The following is a 17,026-nucleotide window of genomic DNA, read 5'->3' as shown; positions in this document are numbered from 1 at the left end:
ACCCCGAGATCATGGCGAACGTTACGCGCAACATCGGTCTGTCGCTCGGCGCCGACATCTGCTGGCCCGGCTGCTTCGAGGAGATCGTCAAGCGGCTGAACCTCAGCCTGCCCATCGGCGGCGACAGCATCGACTTCCACATCGAGCGCGTCACCATCGACCCGTACTACCTGCGCCAGCCGGTCCGCTACGACGTCGTCCTCGACCGCCTCACCCACTGGTTCCACACCAGCCGCGAGTGGATCAAGAAGGCCGTCATCATGGACGGCCTCTATGTGCTCAATAACCCGTGGTCGCTGCAGTCGATGGAGAAGCACTCCACCTACTGCGCCATGATGAAGCTCGGGATGCCGATCCCCGAGACCTGGATGATCCCGCCGAAGGAGCGGCTCACCGAGAACCCCGACGTCCACCCCACGATGGAGCGCTACGGTCGCAAGTGGGAGCTCGAGGAGATCGGCGAGCGCCTCGGCTACCCCTTCTTCATGAAGCCCTACGACGGCGGCGCCTGGGTCGGCGTCTCGCGCATCGACAACCCGCAGCAGCTGCGCCGCGCCTACGAGGAGTCCGGCAAGCGGGTCATGCACCTGCAGAAGGCCGTCGACCCCTTCGACCTGTTCGTCCGCGCCATCGGCATCGGCCCGCAGGTCCACATCGTCAAGTACGACCCCGCCGCCCCGCTGCACGACCGCTACAAGGTCGACTTCTTCTTCGTCAACGGCGAGGAGTGGTCGGTCCTCACCGACACCTGCCTCACGATCAACGCCTTCTTCGGCTGGGAGTTCAACTCCTGCGAGTCGCTGCGCAAGGACGGCGTCTTCCACCCGATCGACTTCGCCAACGCCTGCCCCGACTTCCAGGTCACCTCGCTGCACTACCACTTCCCCGACCTCGTCAAGAACATGGTCCGCTGGGCCATCTTCTGCGCCGCCACCAAGCGCGAGAAGTCGCCGAACCTCAGCTGGGACCCCTTCTTCGCCATCGCCAAGCAGGACCTCCCGTACCGCGAGCGCCTCAAGGGCTACGCGAAGATCGCCAACGAGCGCATGGAGACCGAGCGCTTCAACGAGTTCTGCGCCAAGCACCTGTCGCACCTCGATGAGGTCGCCCTCGAGTTCTTCGGCACGGATGTCGCCAAGGGCTACGTCCGCCAGAAGGTCGCCGCCCTGTTCCCGCAGCACGAGGTCCACCGCTTCACCGAGCACTTCTGGGGCCTGGTCCAGTTCTGGCGGAAGACCGAGACGGACCGCCTCAATAGCCTCAAGCCTGCCGAGCCCGAGCCGACTCCCATCGATGTTGGCGATGTGGGCGCGGTTGCGGCTGCCCCACTGGCCGACTCGCTCGACGCGACCATGCCCGAGGCGGTCTTCACCGCTCCGCCTGTGGCCGCCGCACCCGTTGCCGCCGCGCCCGCAGTCGCCGCGCCCGCAGTCGCTGCGCCCATCAGGCCGATCACGGGCACCGCCAGCAAGCCCACCAACAAGAAGTCCGGCAAGGCCAAGAACTGATCCGACATGGAGAAGGTGCGCGCAACCTGGTACTCACCGCGACTCCGCCAGGACGTCACCGTCGCCCGCTTCGGCCACTACGGCGCGCCGCTGCTGCTGTTCCCGACGGCGGGCGGCGACGCCGAGGAGTGCGAGCGCATGCTGATGATCCGCGCCCTCGCGCCGCTGATCGACGCCGGCAAGCTCAAGGTCTACTCGCCAGACTCCGTCGCCGGCCAGGCCTGGATCGACAAGGGCCTCAGCGCCCGCCACAAGGCGTGGGTCCAGAACCAGTTCGACGGCTACGTCTACAACGAGCTGCTGCCGGCGATCCGCAGCGACTGCCGCAGCCCTGACATCGAGGTCTACACCGCCGGCGCCTCGCTCGGGGCCTTCAACGCGCTCATGTCGATCTGCCGCCACCCCGAGGCCTTCAAGGTGGCGCTGTGCATGAGCGGCACCTTCGACCTCTCGGGCTGGATGGACGGCCACCACCCCGTCGACTTCCACCTCGCCTCCCCGGTCCACTTCCTGCCCTACCTCGGCGAGGGCCCGCAGCTCGAGCGCCTGCGCCAGCGCTTCGTCGTGCTCGCCTGCGGCGGGGGCCGCTGGGAGACCCCGCGCAACTCGTGGGGCGCCGCCGCTGCGCTCGGTCAGCGCGGCATCCCCAATCGCGTCGACCTCTGGGGCCCCGAGCACGACCACGACTGGCCCACCTGGCGCGAGATGCTCCCCAAATACCTCACCGAGATGCTCCAGGCCGAGATGCCCTAACCCCGACACGCCGCGCGCACGGACGGCGCGCGAGAACCATCGAGGAGAGCCGCCCATGGTCCGCGTCGTCTTCATCGCCCCGTTCAACATGACCGCCACGACGCGCTTCGTCAGCGCCGTGGCCGAGCTCCCCGAGGTCCAGCTCGCGCTCGTCACCCAGGAGCCCAGCGAAGCCCTGCCTGCCGAGCTCCGGCAGCGCCTCGTCGCCCACTACCGCGTCGCCGACGCGCTCGACGTGAAGCAGCTCGCGCCCGCCGTGGCCGCGCTCGGCACCCAGCTCGGCGGCATCGACCGCATCCTCGGCACGCTCGAGCAGCTGCAGGTCCAGCTCGGACAGCTGCGCGACCACTTCGGCGTCGATGGCATCGGCGAGGTGGTCGCCCGCAATTTCCGCGACAAGGCGCAGATGAAGGACGTCCTGCGCGCCGCCGGGGTCCCCTGCGCCCGCCACCGTCGCCTCAACTCGGCCGCCGAGGGCTGGGTGTTCGCCCGCGAGGTCGGTTTCCCGATGATCGTCAAGCCGCCCGACGCCGCCGCCGCAAAGGGCACCTTCCGGGTCACCGACGCCCACACCCTCGAGGAGGCGCTCCGCGTCTTGCGGCCCTCGCCCGACCACCCCGCCGTCGCCGAGGAGTTCGTCACCGGCCTCGAGCGCTCCTTCGAGACGATCAGCATCCGCGGCCGCGCCGTGTGGGACTCGTCCACCCGCTACAACCCGGCGCCCCTCCACGTGCTCGAGAACCCGTGGATCCAGTGGACCGTGCTGCTCCCCCGCGAGGTCGAGACCAGCGACACCCAGGCCGTGCGCCCCTACGCCCACGCCGCACTCGAGGCCCTCGGCATGCGCACCGGCATCAGCCACATGGAGTGGTTTCGCCGCGACCGACCCGACACCGGGCCCGTAGCGATCTCCGAGGTCGGCGCCCGCCCGCCCGGCGCGCAGATCATGTCGATCAACTCCTACGCGCACGACGTCGACTTTTACCGCCTGTGGGCTCGCCTCGTCGTGCACGAGGCCTTCGACCCGCCGCGCCGCAGGTTCGCCGCCGGCGCCGCGTTCTTCCGCGGCCAGGGCGGCGACCCTCACAGCGTCCGTCGCGTCGTCAAGATCCACGGCCTCGAGCAGGCGCAGAAGGAGCTCGGCCCGCTCGTCGTCGAGGCCAAGCTCCCGCAGCTCGGCCAGCCGCGCGCCGAGTCCTACGAGGGCGAGGGCTACGCGATCCTTCGCCACGCCGACACCGAGGTCGTCGAGAAGGCGCTCGCCCGCCTCGTCGCGCTCGTCCAGATCGAGCTCGGCTAGGCAACGGAACATGGCGCGAGGGACATGTCCTCCAGGGCATGTCCTGATGGCCATGTCCCGCAGTACAGCAAGGGAACGCGCCTGCAGACCGCTGCGGACCGTCCGTCGCTGCGCGGCGTCGGAGCCGCCACGCGTCACCGGCCCGCGGGCACAGCCAATCGCGGTCGATTTTCCGATGCTTACTTGCGCGCATTCTCGGAGCGCTCCCGCATTCGCGCGCTCGCATCCACAGATGCGCCGATTGCCGCGGCGTACCATCTCGTACCAGCGGAGCGTCGTTTTTCCGCGAGCGCGCACTGGTTATCCACAGCGAACGCGCGGCCGCTCGCGCGGTCCCGGCCCGGAGATCCGCGCTTGACCTGACCGGCCCACACGCCGCTCTAATGGAGCTTGTAGTCGGAGGCTTCGATGCGCGCACACGACGTCAACGAGCGCCAGCTCGAGATCAAGGAGTTCGCCCGGTTCGAGCAGGCCCAGGGCGTACGCCACAAGCCGCGGCCGCGGCCGCTCGGCGGCGACGCCAATGTCTACGGCGAGGACTTCGCGCTCGTCACCGTGCGCGACGGCTTCTACGCCGACGAGCACCGCGTCTACTACGCCTCGCGCGGCCGGGTCTACGTGGTCCGCTCCCCGCGCATGCGCTCGGGTCAGGGCTACCGCCGCATCGCCGCGCTGCCCGAGGACGCCCAGGCGCTCGACGAGTCCGCCTTCGACCCCGATGACCTCGAGGACCAGGCGGTCTTCGCCGTGGCCGACTGCATCGACGGCATCGAGTGACAGCGGTGTCGTGCCATTAAAAAGAGCCGCCTCGTCCAGGGCACGGCGCCCTGCCGACGAGGCGGTCGAAGCCGCGAGACCTTGCTCTGGGCTTCTGTTGTTGGGATGGAGGCGCCGGGAGTTGAACCCGGGTCCGAAAGCCATCAGGTGGGACCACTACGTGCGTAGCCGATGAATTTGTCCGCACCCTTGCAGGTGCGGTTTGAGTCTTGGGTATGCCCATCGACAGGCCTTCCCGCGACCGATCCCCTTGATTCTCGCCGGCGCGCCCGAGGCGTGCGCACCTGCTAGCTCCTGTGATTACACCCCTGTCCCTACTGAAGCGCCTCGGGCAGAGATGTCACCGCGGGTTAGGCGGCGAGGGCCATACGGCCGTAGTTGCCATCGTTGGCAGCTGTGTTTCCTACAAATTTTGACGTGGCTTTGTAGGCAGCCCCGGCACGCGATCCTCACGTTCAGAACCCCCGTCGAAACCGTGACACCCCCGTTGCAGCCCTCGCGGGCTTGGTCTCGTCTTCGGGGCGACGGGGCCCCCAAGGCGAAGGGCCAGTATGGTCCAGCGCCCCGGACTGCGCAAGTCCCCGACATCCGCGCCGCCTCGCTCGCCGCCGCCTCGCTCGCCTCGCTCGCTCTCGCGACGCTGCTCCAGCCAGGGCCGGCCTCCGCCGCAATGTTGCGCCCCCCCACCGCCCGGGGTTACATGACCTGGCATCGCCCCGAGCAGCCCCGATACCGTGACCTCTGCGGTCCCCAAGCCGCCCCCCGACCGCAGCGGAGGGCCGCCCAGACGGGCTTTCGTCGTGGTGCTCGCGGGTGACCGCATGGGCGAGATGGTCGAGCTCGACTCGCACTACACGACGATCGGTCGCGGGCTCACGGCGACCGTGCGCATCAACGACGAGGGAATCTCGCGCACCCACGCGGCCGTTACGGTCGACAAGGGCGTGTACTACCTCTCCGATGCCGGCTCGACCAACGGGACCTTCGCCAACGGCGAGCGTGTCGACCGCTATCCGCTGCGCGAGGGCGACAAGATTCAGCTCGGCGCCGCCAGTGTCCTCCGCTTCACCTTCCACGAGGACACCGACGACGACCTCCAGCGCGACCTCTACGAGTCGACCCTGCGCGACCGCCTCACCGGCCTGTTCAGTCGCAGCTACCTCGAGAACCGCCTCGAGAGCGACGTCGCCATGGCCCTGCGCCACGGCAAGCCGCTCGCCCTCGGCATGTTCGCCCTCGACGACCCGCAGCAGATCGTCCTGGCCCACGGCCAGCCCGCGCTCGACCAGATCTACCGCGAGCTCGCTCGCCGCGTCCTCGAGATCACCCGCAGCGACGACCTCGTCGCCCGCAACGGCGACGAGTTCGTCCACGTCTGCCGCGATGTCGACGTCATGCGAGCCGCCCGCGCCGCCCTCCGCGTCCACGCCACCCTCGCCGATCACAACTTCTCGTCCCCCGGCGGCGGCCCGCTGCGCATCACCGTCAGCATCGGCGTCGCCGACCTCGCGCTCCTGCACGAGCCCACCGCCGAGGCCCTGCTCAAGGCCTCCGAGTCGGCGCTGCTGGTGGCCCGTCGCGCGGGCGGCAACCGGGTCGAGATCTACGACCCGGAGAACGAACCCACCCGCTTGGTCTAGAGCCCGATCCAGGGAGATCCCATGTCTGCTCGTCGCGTCTCGATCTCCCTCGCCCTGCTCGCGCTGACCGCCTGTCGCGGCGACACCACGCCGCCGCTCTACACCGCCGCCGTCGATACACCCGCGCCGCCCGCGGCCGAGGAGGCGCCGATCGCCGAGCCCGGCCGCCGCCTGTGGTTCGCCCGCGGCCCCGGTCGCGACGCGATCCTCGCCCGCGAGCGCCAGGACCACGTCGCCGCCGTCGCCCTCCTCGACCAAGTCCTCGCCAGCCCCGAGCTCGGCCCCGATGACCGCGGCGCTGCCCAGTGGTTGCGCGGCCTCGAGGACCTCCGTCTCCAGCGCCCGGCCGAGGCCGCCGCTCGCTTCGCCGAGGCCCGCAGCGCCCCCGCCCTCGCCAGCGTGAGCGCCCGGCTGCGCCTGCTCGAGGCCCAGGCCTGGCTCGACGCCAGCGAGCCGACGCGCGCCCTCGCAGCGGTCGGCGACCTGGCCCAAGGGACAGACAACAGCGCCCTCGTCGGCAGCGCGATCATCATCACCGCCGACGCGAAGGCCCGCGGCGACGACGCCCCGGCGAAGGGCGTCGCGGCGCAGCTCTACGAGCGCTTCCTGCAGCGCCCCGGCGACTCGCCGCGACGCCACGAGGTCCGCGCCAAGTGGGCCCGCCTGCTCGTCGCCTCCGAGTCGCAAGACGACCTGCGCAAGGCGCTTGCGCTGTACGAACGCCTCGCCCTCGATGTCCCGCTCAGCGACTACGGCGAGGAGGCGCTGCAGCGGATCGGCCCGCTCGAGCAGCGCCTCGGGATCCACAAGTCCTTCGCCGAGGCGCGGGAGGCCGTGCGCCAGCGCAGCCTCGCGCGCATGCGCGACGCCCTGGCCCGCAGCCGCTTCGCCAGCGTGATCCACGACGCCGACGACTTCCTCGGCTTGCCCGCGCTCGCCGACGGCGACCGCTGTGAGGCCCTCTTCCTCAAGGGCAGCGCGATCTTCAAGCAGCGCAAGCGACCCAAGTCGCGACCGGTCTTCGATCAAGCCGCGACCGCCTGCCGCCGCGCCGGGTCGGGCCACCAGGACACCCTCGTCAAGGCGCTCTACCAGGCCGGCCGCGGTCGCTACGCCGAGGCCCACTACGAGGACGCCGCCAGACAGTTCTCCGCGATCGCCGACGAGTTCGGCGGTCACTCCTACGCCGATGACGCCCTCGTCCTCGCCGGTGAGTCGTGGGCCGAGCGCGACGACCACCCCCGCGAGCGCGCCGCCTACGAACGTGTCCTCAAGGACATCCCCGCCGGCGACATGGCCGGCGAGGCCCGCCGCCGCCTCGTGGTCCTCGCCTTCACGCAGGACCGCGTCGCCGACGCCCTCACCCTCACCGACGAGGGCCTCGCCAGCGCCGCCAAGCTGGACCTGCGCGAGCGCGCCAAGCTGCACTACTTCCGCGGCCGCGCCCTCCAGCGCCAGGGCCACACCGAGGCCGCCGTCGCCGCCTGGCTCGACGCCCTCAGCGTCGGCCCGCTCAGCTACGCCGGCCTGCAGACCCTCTCGCGCCTCCGCGACGTCGGCGACGACGCGCTGGCGAAGGGCGTCGCGGTGCTCGAGCGCGAGTCGGCCGGCGTCGCGGTCCAGCTCGAGCTGCCGGCGACCCCGGCGGCCCAGCGGGCCCAGCTGCTCGCGCGGCTCGGGCTCGGCGAGGACGCAGGTGAGGAGCTCGGTGAGGCTGGCATCGCCGGCTGGCCCGCGGCCGCCGTGCTCGTGCAGGCGGGCCTCTACGCCGAGTCGCAGCGCCTGCTCGGCGGCCTCGGCAGCGGCTGGCGCAGCAGCCCGCCGGTCGGTCAGCTCCGCGAGCTGTGGCAGATCGCCCACCCGCTGGCCTTCGGCGAGCTCGTCCGCGCCGACGAGGCCAAACATCAGGTCCCGCCCTTCCTCGCCTTTGCGATCATGCAGACCGAGAGCGTGTTCGACCCCGGCGTCACCTCCAAGGCCGGCGCCCGCGGCCTCATCCAGCTCATGCCGGCCACCGCGGCGGACCTCGCCCGCCAGGCCGGCCTCGCCGACTTCAACCCCGAGAACCTCTACCAACCCGCCCTCAACCTCGAGCTCGGCACCCGCTATCTCGGCAACCTCGTCCGCCGCTACGGGGGCGAGGACGCCGCGGTCCCGCTGGCGATCCCCAGCTACAACGCGGGCGCGGGCGCGGTCGACCGCTGGCTCGAGCGCCGCAAGTCGTGGGACTTCGACCTCTTCATCGAGGCCATCCCCTTCGACGAGACCCGCGCCTATACCCAGTCCGTGCTCGAGCGCTGGCTGACCTACCGCTGGGTGCACGGCGGCCAGCTCCCCGCCGAGCAGCGCATCCCGTACATCCCACTGGCGATCCCCGGCCGCAGCACCGGCGTGTAGCGCTGCGTCGCTGGCGATCCCCGGCCGCAGCACCGGCGTGTAGCTCCGGCTGTGGCATCACCGCAGCTACCGCCGCGGGGCGCCGTGCGGCAGCTGTCCCGAGGGACAGCCCAAAAATTGCTCGAGCTGCTCCGCGTGCAGCGTCGCCTCGGCGCGACCCATCGCCACCGTGGCCTCGACCCGCTCGCTGCTGGTGTAGTCCCAGCAGCTCACCGGCGTGATCCGGCTCGGCGCGAGGTACAGCCGGGCCCCGCGCGGCCCGAGGCTCTGCGGGGGGTAGGGCCGGGTCAGCAGCACCAGGTTGCGCGCGACCCCGGCGACCTGCTCGGCGGCGAAGGCCGGCACGTTGTCGACCATGCCGCCGTCGAGGTAGCGCTCGCCGCGAAAGCGCCCGAACGGCGTGAACGGCGGCGTCGCCGACGACGCCATGATCAGGTCGGCCACCTCCTCGGCGCTCTCGCAGCGGCGCGCATCAAACACCCGCGGCACAAAGCCGAGCCGCCGCCCGACGCTCGGGTGCAGCATGTCCGGCCGCAGCCGCTTCTCCGCCATGTACGCGCCGTAGCCGATCAGCATGCTCGCCAGCGGGGAGATCCTCCGCGGCGGCTCGGCGACCACCATCAGCACCGGCACCTCACAGGCCCGCAGCGCCTCGAGCCCGCCCTCGCGAAACGCGTGCACCATGCTGTCGCGGTAGACCGGCCCCTGCGGCGTCGGTCGCTCGCCCTGCAGCAGCCGTCGCCACTCGAAGTTCGAATGCACGTCGCGTCGCCGCCAGTGCCAGTAGCTCCGCGTCGCCTCGGTCCGCCCCGCCAGCCACACCGCCGCCGTGCAGGCCCCGGCGCTCACGCCGGCCACCGCCGCCAGCCGCGGCCGCAGCCGCTCGCCCCAGCGATCGAGCAGGCCCACCTGATAAAACGAACGGCTCCCGCCCCCCGCGAAGGTGATCGCCAGATCTCTCGGCATGTCTGAAGAGACAGGTGCTTCGACCTGTCCTCCGGGACAGGCAACGAGGTGCTCGCGCCGCTCGCGACTCATGGCAGCTCCAGCGGCACGCGCGTGCACCCTGACAGCGCCGGCGTGGGCCGCTCGACCCGGCGCAGCTCGTCGTCCCCCGGCCCATACACGCCCGCGGCCCGCAGCAGCGCCGCCGCTGGCTCCTCCGCGCCAGCCGCCGGCAGCCGACCCTCGACCGCCAGCACCAGCGTGTCACCGCAGACCCACGGCGCCAGCGCGTGGCTCGGCCCCAGCGACGTGCTGTCGCCGTGGGCCGCCAGCCCGAACCACAGCGGCGCGAAGCGGACCACCTCGCCGCCCAGCGCAGCGCCCACGAAGGCCGCGTCGACCAGCTCGCTCGCCGGGTCGCGGTGCGTCGCCAGCAGCAGCGGCCCGATCGCGGTGACCGTGCCCGTAAAGTCGCAGCGCCCCGCACAAGCCTCGGGCGCCGCGACGCCGAGGCTGCGCGCGCTCGCCATGTCGCTGCCGCGCAGCGTCAGCTCCGACCTGTCCCCCGGGACAAGTACCCAGGGACATGGCGCATCAGCCAGCAGCGCCAGCGCGGCGGCCGGCGGCGGCGCACAGCTCGGCTCCGCAGCGACGACCGGCGGCGCGGGCACACCGACCACCTCGCGCACCGGCGGGTTGCAGCCCACGAGCACGGCACCCCCGATGGCCACGAGGGTCGCCCCGACGGCCATCGGGGCCCACCCGAGGGCCCAGACGGCCCTCGTGACGGCCTTCCCGACGGCCTTCCCGACCGCCCTCCCGACCGCCCTCCCGACCGTCAATTGACCGGCGCGATGGGAGCCTGGATGCACCCGCCGCCGCTCAGCTGCATGACGCCCTTGTTGTCCGTGAAGGACTGGGCCTGCCACAGGACCTTGCCCTCCTTGTTCTGGCCGGTGATGCCCGACTGCTTGGTGAGCGCCGCGAACGGCAGGTCGCCGGTGTCACACTCGGCGTAGTCGGGCAGCGGCCCCGGGCCCCACAAGATCTTGCGACCGTTGAGCTCCCCCGGGTTCGGCGTGATGTAAGTGACCGCCAGCGAGTACGACTCGGTGCCCGTCGTCATCAACGTCTGCTTGAACTCCTCGACCGTGCAGTCGATGCGCCGCGCGACGTCCTCGCTGCACAGGCGCTCCTTCCACTCCTCGAACACCGCCGGACCATCCTTGCCGTCGAGCCGCTGCTCCGGGTGCCTGTCCAGGTAGTAGCTCTTCAGACACGGCAAGTAGTCGAGCTTGAGGACGATCTTGTAGGTCCCCGCGAAGGGGTCGCCCTCGACGCTCTCTCCCTGGCTCAGCTCGACGCAGGTGAAGCCGAATTCCTCCGGCTCATCCTCCTTGCAACTCATCATCGACAGTCCACTGGCCAGGCAGCCAGCCATCAGCAGCAGCGCGCGCACGTTTGCGTTCATTGTCGCCCTAGTCTCGCAAAACGAGGCCGACTCCCGCAAGTTCCCTTCGCGGCGAAATGCTGGTCCCTGGTCCCTGACCCGGGTCGCCCCGGGCCGCTCCGAACCGAATGTCGTCGGGTCGCCGCGGGCCGCCGTGGCCCTCCGCGGGCGGCGAGCGTGCAGCCAGTTTCACCCGCAAACCGCCTCCAGGCGTCCGTGTGGGGGTCTCCGGGCCTCGCCCAGCTGTGACACGCGTCACCCTGGGCACACCAGGTCGCATGTTAGCCTCGAAACCCGTCTGGAAGCCCGTTTTTGGGCCCGATCTCCGCGATATGCCAGCTCTATCTCCGACCCGGGTGACCCCGCAGGGCCACGGCCGCCTCGCCGCCGCGATCGCCCGCGCCACCACCGCAGCCTCCTGGTGGCGCGAGCAGACCCCGGTCGCCTCGCGGACCGCCGCCCGCGGCGAGCCTCCGTACCTGCTCAGCGTCCCCGATATCGGCCTCGCCTGCGAGGTCCTGCTCGCCGATCGCCTCTTCCACGACCTCGGCAGCGCCGAGCGCGACGGCCTCGCGGGATGGATCCGTGCCACCCAGCAGCCCTCCGGGGCCTGGCACGACGCCGCCGGTCGACCCGACCCCTCGCGCACTGCCCTCGGCTGGTGGGCCCTCGTCGAGTCCGGCGATGACCCCGAGGCCGAGCACCTGGTCCGCGCGCGGCGCATCGTCCACGAGCTCGGCGGGGCCCAACGCGGCAGCATCGAGGTCCGCCTGTGGCTGGCGATGGCGGGCCACATCCCGTGGGCCTGGCTGCCGACCATGCCGGCCGAGCTGTGGCTGTTGCCCACGGTGACCTGGCTGTCGCCGAGCCGCGTCTCGCCGTGGGCCCGCGGGGTGATGACCCCATACCTCCTGCTCTCGCGCGCGCCCGCGCGGGTGCATGTGAGCAGCGCCGCGCCCCTGCTGCTGCACCGCCCCGACGGCGAGCCGATCTTGCCGCGCCTGGTCCAGCCGGGTCTGCTCGGAGATCTGCTGCAGGCCTTCGACCAGGGCGTGAAGCTGATCCGCAAGCTGCCCCGCGGCCCGGTCCTCGGCGCCGCCCTCAAGCGCGTGCAGCGGTGGATGATCGCCGCCCAGCAGGCCCACGGCGGATGGTTCGCGGCCCACCCGACCTTGCTGAGCCTCATCGCCCTGCGGGTGCTCGGCGCCAACTACGACGACCCGCGGATCGTCCGCGGCCTCGCCTACCTCCGCCGCGCCCGCGGCCTCGTCAGCACACCCGCGGGCCCGCAGCTGGCCCAGGGCCTCCTCTGCGCCCCGCTCACCACCCTCGCTCGCATGGTCCGCCTCGCGCTCGCCGGCGACGCCGCGTCGATCGCCGCCGGCGAGGCCGCGCTGCCCTTCCTGCTCGGCGAGGAGATCCGCCAGATCGGCGAGTGGCAGCTTCGCACCAACGCCCCCGCCGGCGGCTGGCCCTGCGAGGCCGGGGCCGACAAGTACGTCGACACCCTCTCGACCTGCGCCGTCCTCGACGCCCTCCACGCCCTCCCCCGATCGTCGCACCACCAGAGCCAGGCCCGCGCCGCCATGCGCCGCGCCGTCGAGGTCCTGCTCGCGATGCAGGAGCCCGACGGCGGCTTCGCCCGCTTCGAACGCGGCGAGTCCGAGGTCTTCATGACCCGCTTCCCGCTGCGCGACGCGAGCCTCCTCGCCGCCGGCACGCCCACCGACAACGCCCGCGTCCGCGTCTCCGCGGCGGCCCTGCGCCAGCTCGGTCGCCTCGGCTTCCAGGCCGACGACGACCGCGTCGCCCGCGGGATCCAGTGGCTGTGGCAGCGCGTCACCCTCGACATGGCCGGCTTCGATCTCGGCACTCTCGGCGAGCTCGCGCTGTGCAGCGCAGCACTGTGTCCGCCGACACATCCGCTGCGCCAAACCATTGAACGCCAGCTCCGCGGTCGTCAGCGCGAGGACGGCAGCTTCGGCAGCGTCGTCGACACCGCCGTGGCGATGCACGGCCTCATGGCGCTCGAGGGCGCGGTGTGCATCCAGACCCAGCGAGCCGCGCGGCACCTGGTCCAGTTGTTGGACAGCGCCCCGCCCGAGCTGGCACAAGCAGCGCTGTCGGAGCGCCTCGGCGGCGAGTGGACCCCGGGCCTCGGCCTGACCCCGGTGTGCCACGACCCGAGCGCGGGCGTCCGCGAGGCCGCGCTCGCGCTCACCGTGTTCGCCGAGCGCGGTGGCCAGCTGTGATCGATCGAACCCACCGGTCCCCCGCGTACCAAGGAGCCCCATGACCACCGCGACCGCAGCAGCCACCACGCCCGCCAACCGCTACGACGTCGTGATCATCGGCGCCGGCCTCGCGGGCTGCGCCGCCGCGCAGGCGCTCGCGCACGCCGACCCCGAGCGTCGCCGCAAGATCTTGCTCATCGATCGTCACCCCGGCTCCTCGCCGCGCTTCGCCGGCGAGTTCATCCACCCGCGCGGCGCCCAGATCCTCGCGGACCTCGGCTTCTACGCCGCGCTCAAGGCCGCGGGCGCCGTCGATGTCGACGGCTTCACCGTGCTCGAGCGCGCCGACGGTCGCTACGTCGAGCTGGCCTACGACGAGGTCCCCGGGCAGCGCAGCCAGGGCCTCGCGGTCCACCACAAGACCCTCGTGCGGGTCATGCGGCAGGTCGTACGCGAGTGTCCCCAGGTCGACCTGTTCGAGGGCTGGATCATCCACGAGCTGCTCCACCGCGGCGAGCGCGTCTGCGGCGTCGTGCTCACGGGCCCCGCCGGTCAGCAGGTCACCGTCCACGCCGACCTCGTCGTCGGCGCCGACGGCAAGGCCAGTCAGGTGCGCAAGCTCGCCGGCATCCCCGACCAGCGCCAGACCGTCGGCTTCACCGTCGGCCTCGAGCTGCGCAACGCCAGCCTGCCGGCGCCGACGTGGGGCAACATCATCCTCGGCGCCTGGGGTCCGGTGCTCGTCTACCCGATCTCCCGCGACACCACCTCCGGTTCTGGCGGCGACCTCATCTACCGCGTGACCCTCGACCTCCCGGCCAACCTGCCGGTCAAGGGCGCGCGCCTGGCCGAGTTCCTGCTCGAGACCTTCGTGCCCTTCCTGCCCCACCCGCTGGCCGACCAGATCGCCGACGCGATCCTCCACCACAAGGGCCCCTTCGAGATGGCCCCCACCGTCAACCTGCCCGCGCCCACCGCGGTGCGTCCCGGCCTCGCGCTGATCGGTGACGCCGGCGGCTGCTCGCACCCGATCACCGCCAGCGGCATGACCATGGGCCTGCGCGACGCCGAGTGCCTCGGCGAGGAGGCCCGCCGCCGCAGCGACGCGCCCGCCCACGAGGCCTGGCTCGACGACGGCAGCCTGCGCCGCTACCGGGCCGAGCACGACCGCTACGTGCCGACCCGCCAGGCCCTCGCCGACGCGATCTACGAGGTCTTCCGCGGCGGCAACGAGGGCGCCCGCGCGATCCAGCGGGCCCTGTTCGACTACTGGGCCTCCGGTCGCAGCGCCCGCGCCCGCTCGATGGCCCTGCTGTCGTGCGCCGAGGGCCGACCCGGCGTGTTCCTCAGCGAGTACCTCAAGGCCGCCCGCTACGCGATCGAGTCGAGCCTCGTCGCCCGCCACGCCGCCCACCTGCCGACCCGCGATCGCCTGCGTCAGGTCAGCGGCGCCATGCAGCTCGCCAGCAACAAGCTCGGCCTGGTCGCCCAGGTGATGTGGGCGCAGGTCCGGCCGACCTGGCTGCCGCACGACCGCACCTTCATCTGAGTTCGCGAGCGCGGGCGGCCCGCAACCACCACGCAGACCGGCGAACAGCCGGCCCGTACGCGGTTCCCCAGGCGATCTGCGGCGTGATCGCCCGGGCCCGTCGCGCCGCGACGCGAGCATGGTTTACCCTCGATCCCGTGCCCCTCGACCCGCCCCTCGATCGCGCGAGGCCCACGCCGCCGCTCACGCTCGCCGACTCGAACACCGCGTTCACAGGCGATCCGAGCGGCGACGTGAGTGGCGACCCGCGTGGTGACCTCATCGGCGAGCCCCGCAAGATCCAGCCGCCGCCGGCCCGCGAACGCGACGACGAGCTGATGGCCAACCCGCCGATCGGCGTGCACCACCGCGGTCGCCTCGAGGGCTACCGCCAGGGGGGTCGCATGCGGGTGGTGCTGTCGCTGCTGGTCGTGGGCTTCGTCGCCGGCGGGGTCGCGCTGGCGGTGTGGTTCGTGCGCACGCGACCGCCGCAGCACGCCAAGCAGTTCGAGCTGCCGCCCGGCAGCGACCTCGAGGCGCGGCCGCGGACGATGACCTGGACCGGCGGCAAGGCGCGCCTCGGCCTCGACCGCACGCCGCCCGGTGTGTTGCAGATCGACCTGCCGGACCGCAGCCTGCGGCTCGCCGACGGCTGCGATCAGGCCCAGATGAAGCTCGAGGTCGAGGCCGGCAAGACCACCGCGCTGCGCGTGATCTTCGGCGACATCGTCGAGGAGCTCAAGCCCGGCGCCCGCCCGCTGCTGACGCCCCGCTAGGACCTGTCCCCGAGGACAGCTCAGCTGGGCGCCGCCATGATCGCCGCCAGGTCGGCGGGCCAGGGCGCGGTGAAGCGGACCGGGCGGCCGTCGCCGGGGTGGGCGAAGGCCAGCGACACCGCGTGCAGCGCGTGCCGGCCGAGGCCCAGCTCCGCCTCGAGCTCCGCCAGCGCGCGGGCCGGCGGCGTGCTGTGGCCGCCTCGCTCGCCGTCGACGACCGCGAGGAAGCGCGACTCCTCGAGCCCGTAGAGCTTGTCGCCGAGCAGCGGGTGCCCGATCTCCGAGAGGTGCACGCGGATCTGGTGCTGTCGCCCGGTCTCGGGGCGCGCCTCGATCAGGGTGATCGGCGCGCCGCGGAAGCTGCCGCGGGCCAGCGGCACGACCTCGGTGACGGCCGGCACGCCGCCGTCACCCGCCGCCCGCGGGCCCATCTTGATCCGGATCGCCGAGCCCAGAGCTGGCCCAAGGGCCATGTCGATCCGAACAGGTCCCGCGAGACAGCCGGTGCACAGCGCCCAGTAGCGCTTCTCGACCGCGCGGGCGATGAAGGCCCGCTTGAGCGTGGTCGCCGAGGCGCCGTGCCGGCCGAAGATCAGGACGCCCGAGGTCTCGCGGTCGAGGCGGTGCGCCATCTCCCAGCCGTGGCCGACCCCGAGGCGCTCGCGCATCAGCGCCGTGAGCGTGTGGCGGTGGTAACGGGCCGACGGGTGCACCGGCAGACCGGCGGGCTTGTCGAGCACGAGCAGATCGGCGTCGCGGTGCAGCTCGCGGTAGTCGAGGACCACGCTGGGCTCACGCGGCGCGGGCCGCTCGAGCACCAGCGCGTCGCCGGCGCGCAGACGCTGCGCCGGGCGGAGCAAGGTCTCACCGGTGTCGGCGCGGCGGACCCGTCCGGCGGCGACGATCTGCTGCACCCGCGTGCGTGACAGCCGGGTGATGCGGCTGACCAGGAATCGGTCGAGGCGAAAGCCGTCGCGGGCGCTGTCCACCACCAGCGGGATGTGGATGAGCTCGCCGGTCGGCGGCTCCATGTCGCCGTCGTCCGCGCTCACGGACGCGTGTTATAACCCGCAGGCGATGTCCGACGCGCCGAAGTCGAAGGTCCCCCCGAACGCCCCTCCGGACGAGCCCCAGGGCTCTCTCGGCGCCGTCCTGATCGGCGCGGCGATCCTCATCGTCGCCGCGTTGCTCATCTTCTGGCCCGACAACGACGCGGCCAGCGACGGCGCGGGCGGCGGCAAGGCCAGCAAGGCCGGGCAGCAGGGCAGCAACATGGCCGACGGTGGCCGCAGCGGCACCGCGCGGGGCATCCAGCCGCGCGCGGTCGACCCGGCCGAGGCGCGCATGACCCCGCAGGTCAGGCCCGGCCTGCTCGCGCCGACCGACGGCCTGGCCACGATGCCCACGCCCAAGCCGGAGCCCACCAGCTTCCCCAGCGCCGCGGCCGAGATCGCCTACTTCGAGAAGAAGCTCGTGCAGGCCCGCGAGGACCTCGTCGCCCGCACCACCTTCCTCGAGCGCATGAAGAAGACCCTCGCCGAGGGAGCGATCAGCGAGCACGACCGCAACACGCAGCGCGCCAAGATCGTGCAGAGCAACTACGACAAGGCCCAGGCCCGCGTCACCGAGCTCGAGCAGAAGGTCGCCGACCTCAAGCGCAAGCAGACCGGCGGCTGACCTTCAGGACAGGTCCCGAGCGCCAGCTCAGTTCGTGGCGT

At 72.1% G+C, this 17,026-nt stretch carries 15 protein-coding genes and 1 other RNA gene; 11 read left to right on the top strand and 5 right to left on the bottom strand.

Annotated features, from left to right (window positions below; all coding sequences use genetic code 11):
* The first annotated feature begins 11 nt into the window (after positions 1–11).
* The 4 genes from IPJ59_RS05120 (at position 12) to IPJ59_RS05105 (ending at position 4,338) form a co-directional block, all read left to right on the top strand.
* Positions 12–1,508, top strand: coding sequence for an ATP-grasp domain-containing protein (locus IPJ59_RS05120; protein WP_293249562.1), 1,497 nt, complete (start codon positions 12–14; stop codon positions 1,506–1,508).
* 6 nt (positions 1,509–1,514) lie between these two features.
* Positions 1,515–2,261: an esterase family protein gene (locus tag IPJ59_RS05115; RefSeq protein WP_293249565.1), complete on the top strand. Its 747-nt coding sequence runs from the start codon at positions 1,515–1,517 to the stop codon at positions 2,259–2,261.
* 55 nt (positions 2,262–2,316) lie between these two features.
* Positions 2,317–3,561 (top strand): ATP-grasp domain-containing protein, encoded by a 1,245-nt coding sequence (locus IPJ59_RS05110; RefSeq protein WP_293249568.1) that lies wholly within the window; start codon positions 2,317–2,319, stop codon positions 3,559–3,561.
* A gap of 408 nt (positions 3,562–3,969) precedes the next feature.
* Entirely contained in the window at positions 3,970–4,338 is a 369-nt protein-coding gene (locus IPJ59_RS05105; protein WP_293249571.1) for a hypothetical protein, read from the top strand.
* A 103-nt stretch (positions 4,339–4,441) separates the two neighbouring features.
* Here IPJ59_RS05105 and ssrA read toward each other — a convergent pair.
* Positions 4,442–4,824, bottom strand: a transfer-messenger RNA (tmRNA) gene (ssrA, locus tag IPJ59_RS05100).
* Positions 4,825–5,072: 248 nt separating this feature from the next.
* On the opposite strand from ssrA, the gene IPJ59_RS05095 reads away from it, so the two are divergent.
* Positions 5,073–5,978 carry a GGDEF domain-containing protein gene (locus tag IPJ59_RS05095; RefSeq protein ID WP_293249573.1) on the top strand — a complete coding sequence of 302 codons (906 nt, stop codon included), beginning with the start codon at positions 5,073–5,075 and terminating at the stop codon, positions 5,976–5,978.
* Positions 5,979–5,999: 21 nt separating this feature from the next.
* A complete protein-coding gene (locus IPJ59_RS05090; protein WP_293269992.1) occupies positions 6,000–8,375 on the top strand; it encodes a transglycosylase SLT domain-containing protein in 2,376 nt (791 codons plus the stop codon).
* Between the two features lie 66 nt (positions 8,376–8,441).
* Here the strand turns inward: IPJ59_RS05090 and IPJ59_RS05085 are convergent, their stop codons facing one another.
* Positions 8,442–9,413, bottom strand: coding sequence for a patatin-like phospholipase family protein (locus tag IPJ59_RS05085; protein WP_293269990.1), 972 nt, complete (start codon positions 9,411–9,413; stop codon positions 8,442–8,444).
* On the bottom strand, positions 9,410–10,033 hold the full coding sequence (locus IPJ59_RS05080) for a hypothetical protein (RefSeq protein WP_293249582.1): 624 nt from the start codon (positions 10,031–10,033) through the stop codon (positions 9,410–9,412). The genes IPJ59_RS05085 and IPJ59_RS05080 overlap by 4 nt, the downstream gene beginning before the upstream one ends.
* Positions 10,034–10,043: 10 nt before the next feature.
* On the opposite strand from IPJ59_RS05080, the gene IPJ59_RS05075 reads away from it, so the two are divergent.
* Positions 10,044–10,166 carry a hypothetical protein gene (locus tag IPJ59_RS05075; RefSeq protein WP_293249585.1) on the top strand — a complete coding sequence of 41 codons (123 nt, stop codon included), beginning with the start codon at positions 10,044–10,046 and terminating at the stop codon, positions 10,164–10,166.
* Here the strand turns inward: IPJ59_RS05075 and IPJ59_RS05070 are convergent.
* Entirely contained in the window at positions 10,159–10,791 is a 633-nt protein-coding gene (locus tag IPJ59_RS05070; RefSeq protein WP_293249588.1) for a hypothetical protein, read from the bottom strand. The genes IPJ59_RS05075 and IPJ59_RS05070 overlap by 8 nt on opposite strands.
* 335 nt (positions 10,792–11,126) lie before the next feature.
* Here IPJ59_RS05070 and IPJ59_RS05065 point away from each other — a divergent pair, with 335 nt between their 5' ends.
* The 3 genes from IPJ59_RS05065 to IPJ59_RS05055 all read left to right on the top strand — a co-directional run bounded on the left by IPJ59_RS05065 (position 11,127) and on the right by IPJ59_RS05055 (position 15,308).
* Positions 11,127–13,022, top strand: coding sequence for a prenyltransferase/squalene oxidase repeat-containing protein (locus IPJ59_RS05065; protein ID WP_293249591.1), 1,896 nt, complete (start codon positions 11,127–11,129; stop codon positions 13,020–13,022).
* Positions 13,023–13,062: 40 nt separating this feature from the next.
* Positions 13,063–14,553, top strand: coding sequence for an FAD-dependent monooxygenase (locus IPJ59_RS05060; RefSeq protein ID WP_293269989.1), 1,491 nt, complete (start codon positions 13,063–13,065; stop codon positions 14,551–14,553).
* Between the two features lie 137 nt (positions 14,554–14,690).
* A complete protein-coding gene (locus IPJ59_RS05055; protein WP_293269988.1) occupies positions 14,691–15,308 on the top strand; it encodes a hypothetical protein in 618 nt (205 codons plus the stop codon).
* Positions 15,309–15,328: 20 nt separating this feature from the next.
* Here the strand turns inward: IPJ59_RS05055 and IPJ59_RS05050 are convergent, their stop codons facing one another.
* Complete coding sequence (locus IPJ59_RS05050) at positions 15,329–16,360, bottom strand: RluA family pseudouridine synthase (RefSeq protein ID WP_293269986.1); 1,032 nt, start codon at positions 16,358–16,360, stop codon at positions 15,329–15,331.
* A gap of 25 nt (positions 16,361–16,385) precedes the next feature.
* Here IPJ59_RS05050 and IPJ59_RS05045 point away from each other — a divergent pair, with 25 nt between their 5' ends.
* Positions 16,386–16,985: an HlyD family secretion protein gene (locus IPJ59_RS05045; protein WP_293249603.1), complete on the top strand. Its 600-nt coding sequence runs from the start codon at positions 16,386–16,388 to the stop codon at positions 16,983–16,985.
* Positions 16,986–17,026 lie beyond the last annotated feature (41 nt).

The sequence above is a fragment of the Nannocystis sp. genome (assembly GCF_016714285.1).
Taxonomy (GTDB): Bacteria; Myxococcota_A; Polyangia; order Nannocystales; family Nannocystaceae; genus Nannocystis.
Note: the sequence above shows the minus strand (reverse complement) of the source record. Positions and strands in the feature narration are given on the sequence as shown.

What these genes read in the sequence shown, in the direction of transcription:
- IPJ59_RS05070 (WP_293249588.1), bottom strand. Translation starts at nt 10,791, where the DNA reads ATGAACGCAAACGTGCGCGCGCTGCTGCTGATGGCTGGCTGCCTGGCC.
- IPJ59_RS05120 (WP_293249562.1), top strand. Translation starts at nt 12, where the DNA reads ATGGCGAACGTTACGCGCAACATCGGTCTGTCGCTCGGCGCCGACATC.
- IPJ59_RS05110 (WP_293249568.1), top strand. Translation starts at nt 2,317, where the DNA reads ATGGTCCGCGTCGTCTTCATCGCCCCGTTCAACATGACCGCCACGACG.
- IPJ59_RS05075 (WP_293249585.1), top strand. Translation starts at nt 10,044, where the DNA reads ATGGCCACGAGGGTCGCCCCGACGGCCATCGGGGCCCACCCGAGGGCC.
- IPJ59_RS05085 (WP_293269990.1), bottom strand. Translation starts at nt 9,413, where the DNA reads ATGAGTCGCGAGCGGCGCGAGCACCTCGTTGCCTGTCCCGGAGGACAG.
- IPJ59_RS05060 (WP_293269989.1), top strand. Translation starts at nt 13,063, where the DNA reads ATGACCACCGCGACCGCAGCAGCCACCACGCCCGCCAACCGCTACGAC.
- IPJ59_RS05115 (WP_293249565.1), top strand. Translation starts at nt 1,515, where the DNA reads ATGGAGAAGGTGCGCGCAACCTGGTACTCACCGCGACTCCGCCAGGAC.
- IPJ59_RS05090 (WP_293269992.1), top strand. Translation starts at nt 6,000, where the DNA reads ATGTCTGCTCGTCGCGTCTCGATCTCCCTCGCCCTGCTCGCGCTGACC.
- IPJ59_RS05045 (WP_293249603.1), top strand. Translation starts at nt 16,386, where the DNA reads ATGTCCGACGCGCCGAAGTCGAAGGTCCCCCCGAACGCCCCTCCGGAC.
- IPJ59_RS05105 (WP_293249571.1), top strand. Translation starts at nt 3,970, where the DNA reads ATGCGCGCACACGACGTCAACGAGCGCCAGCTCGAGATCAAGGAGTTC.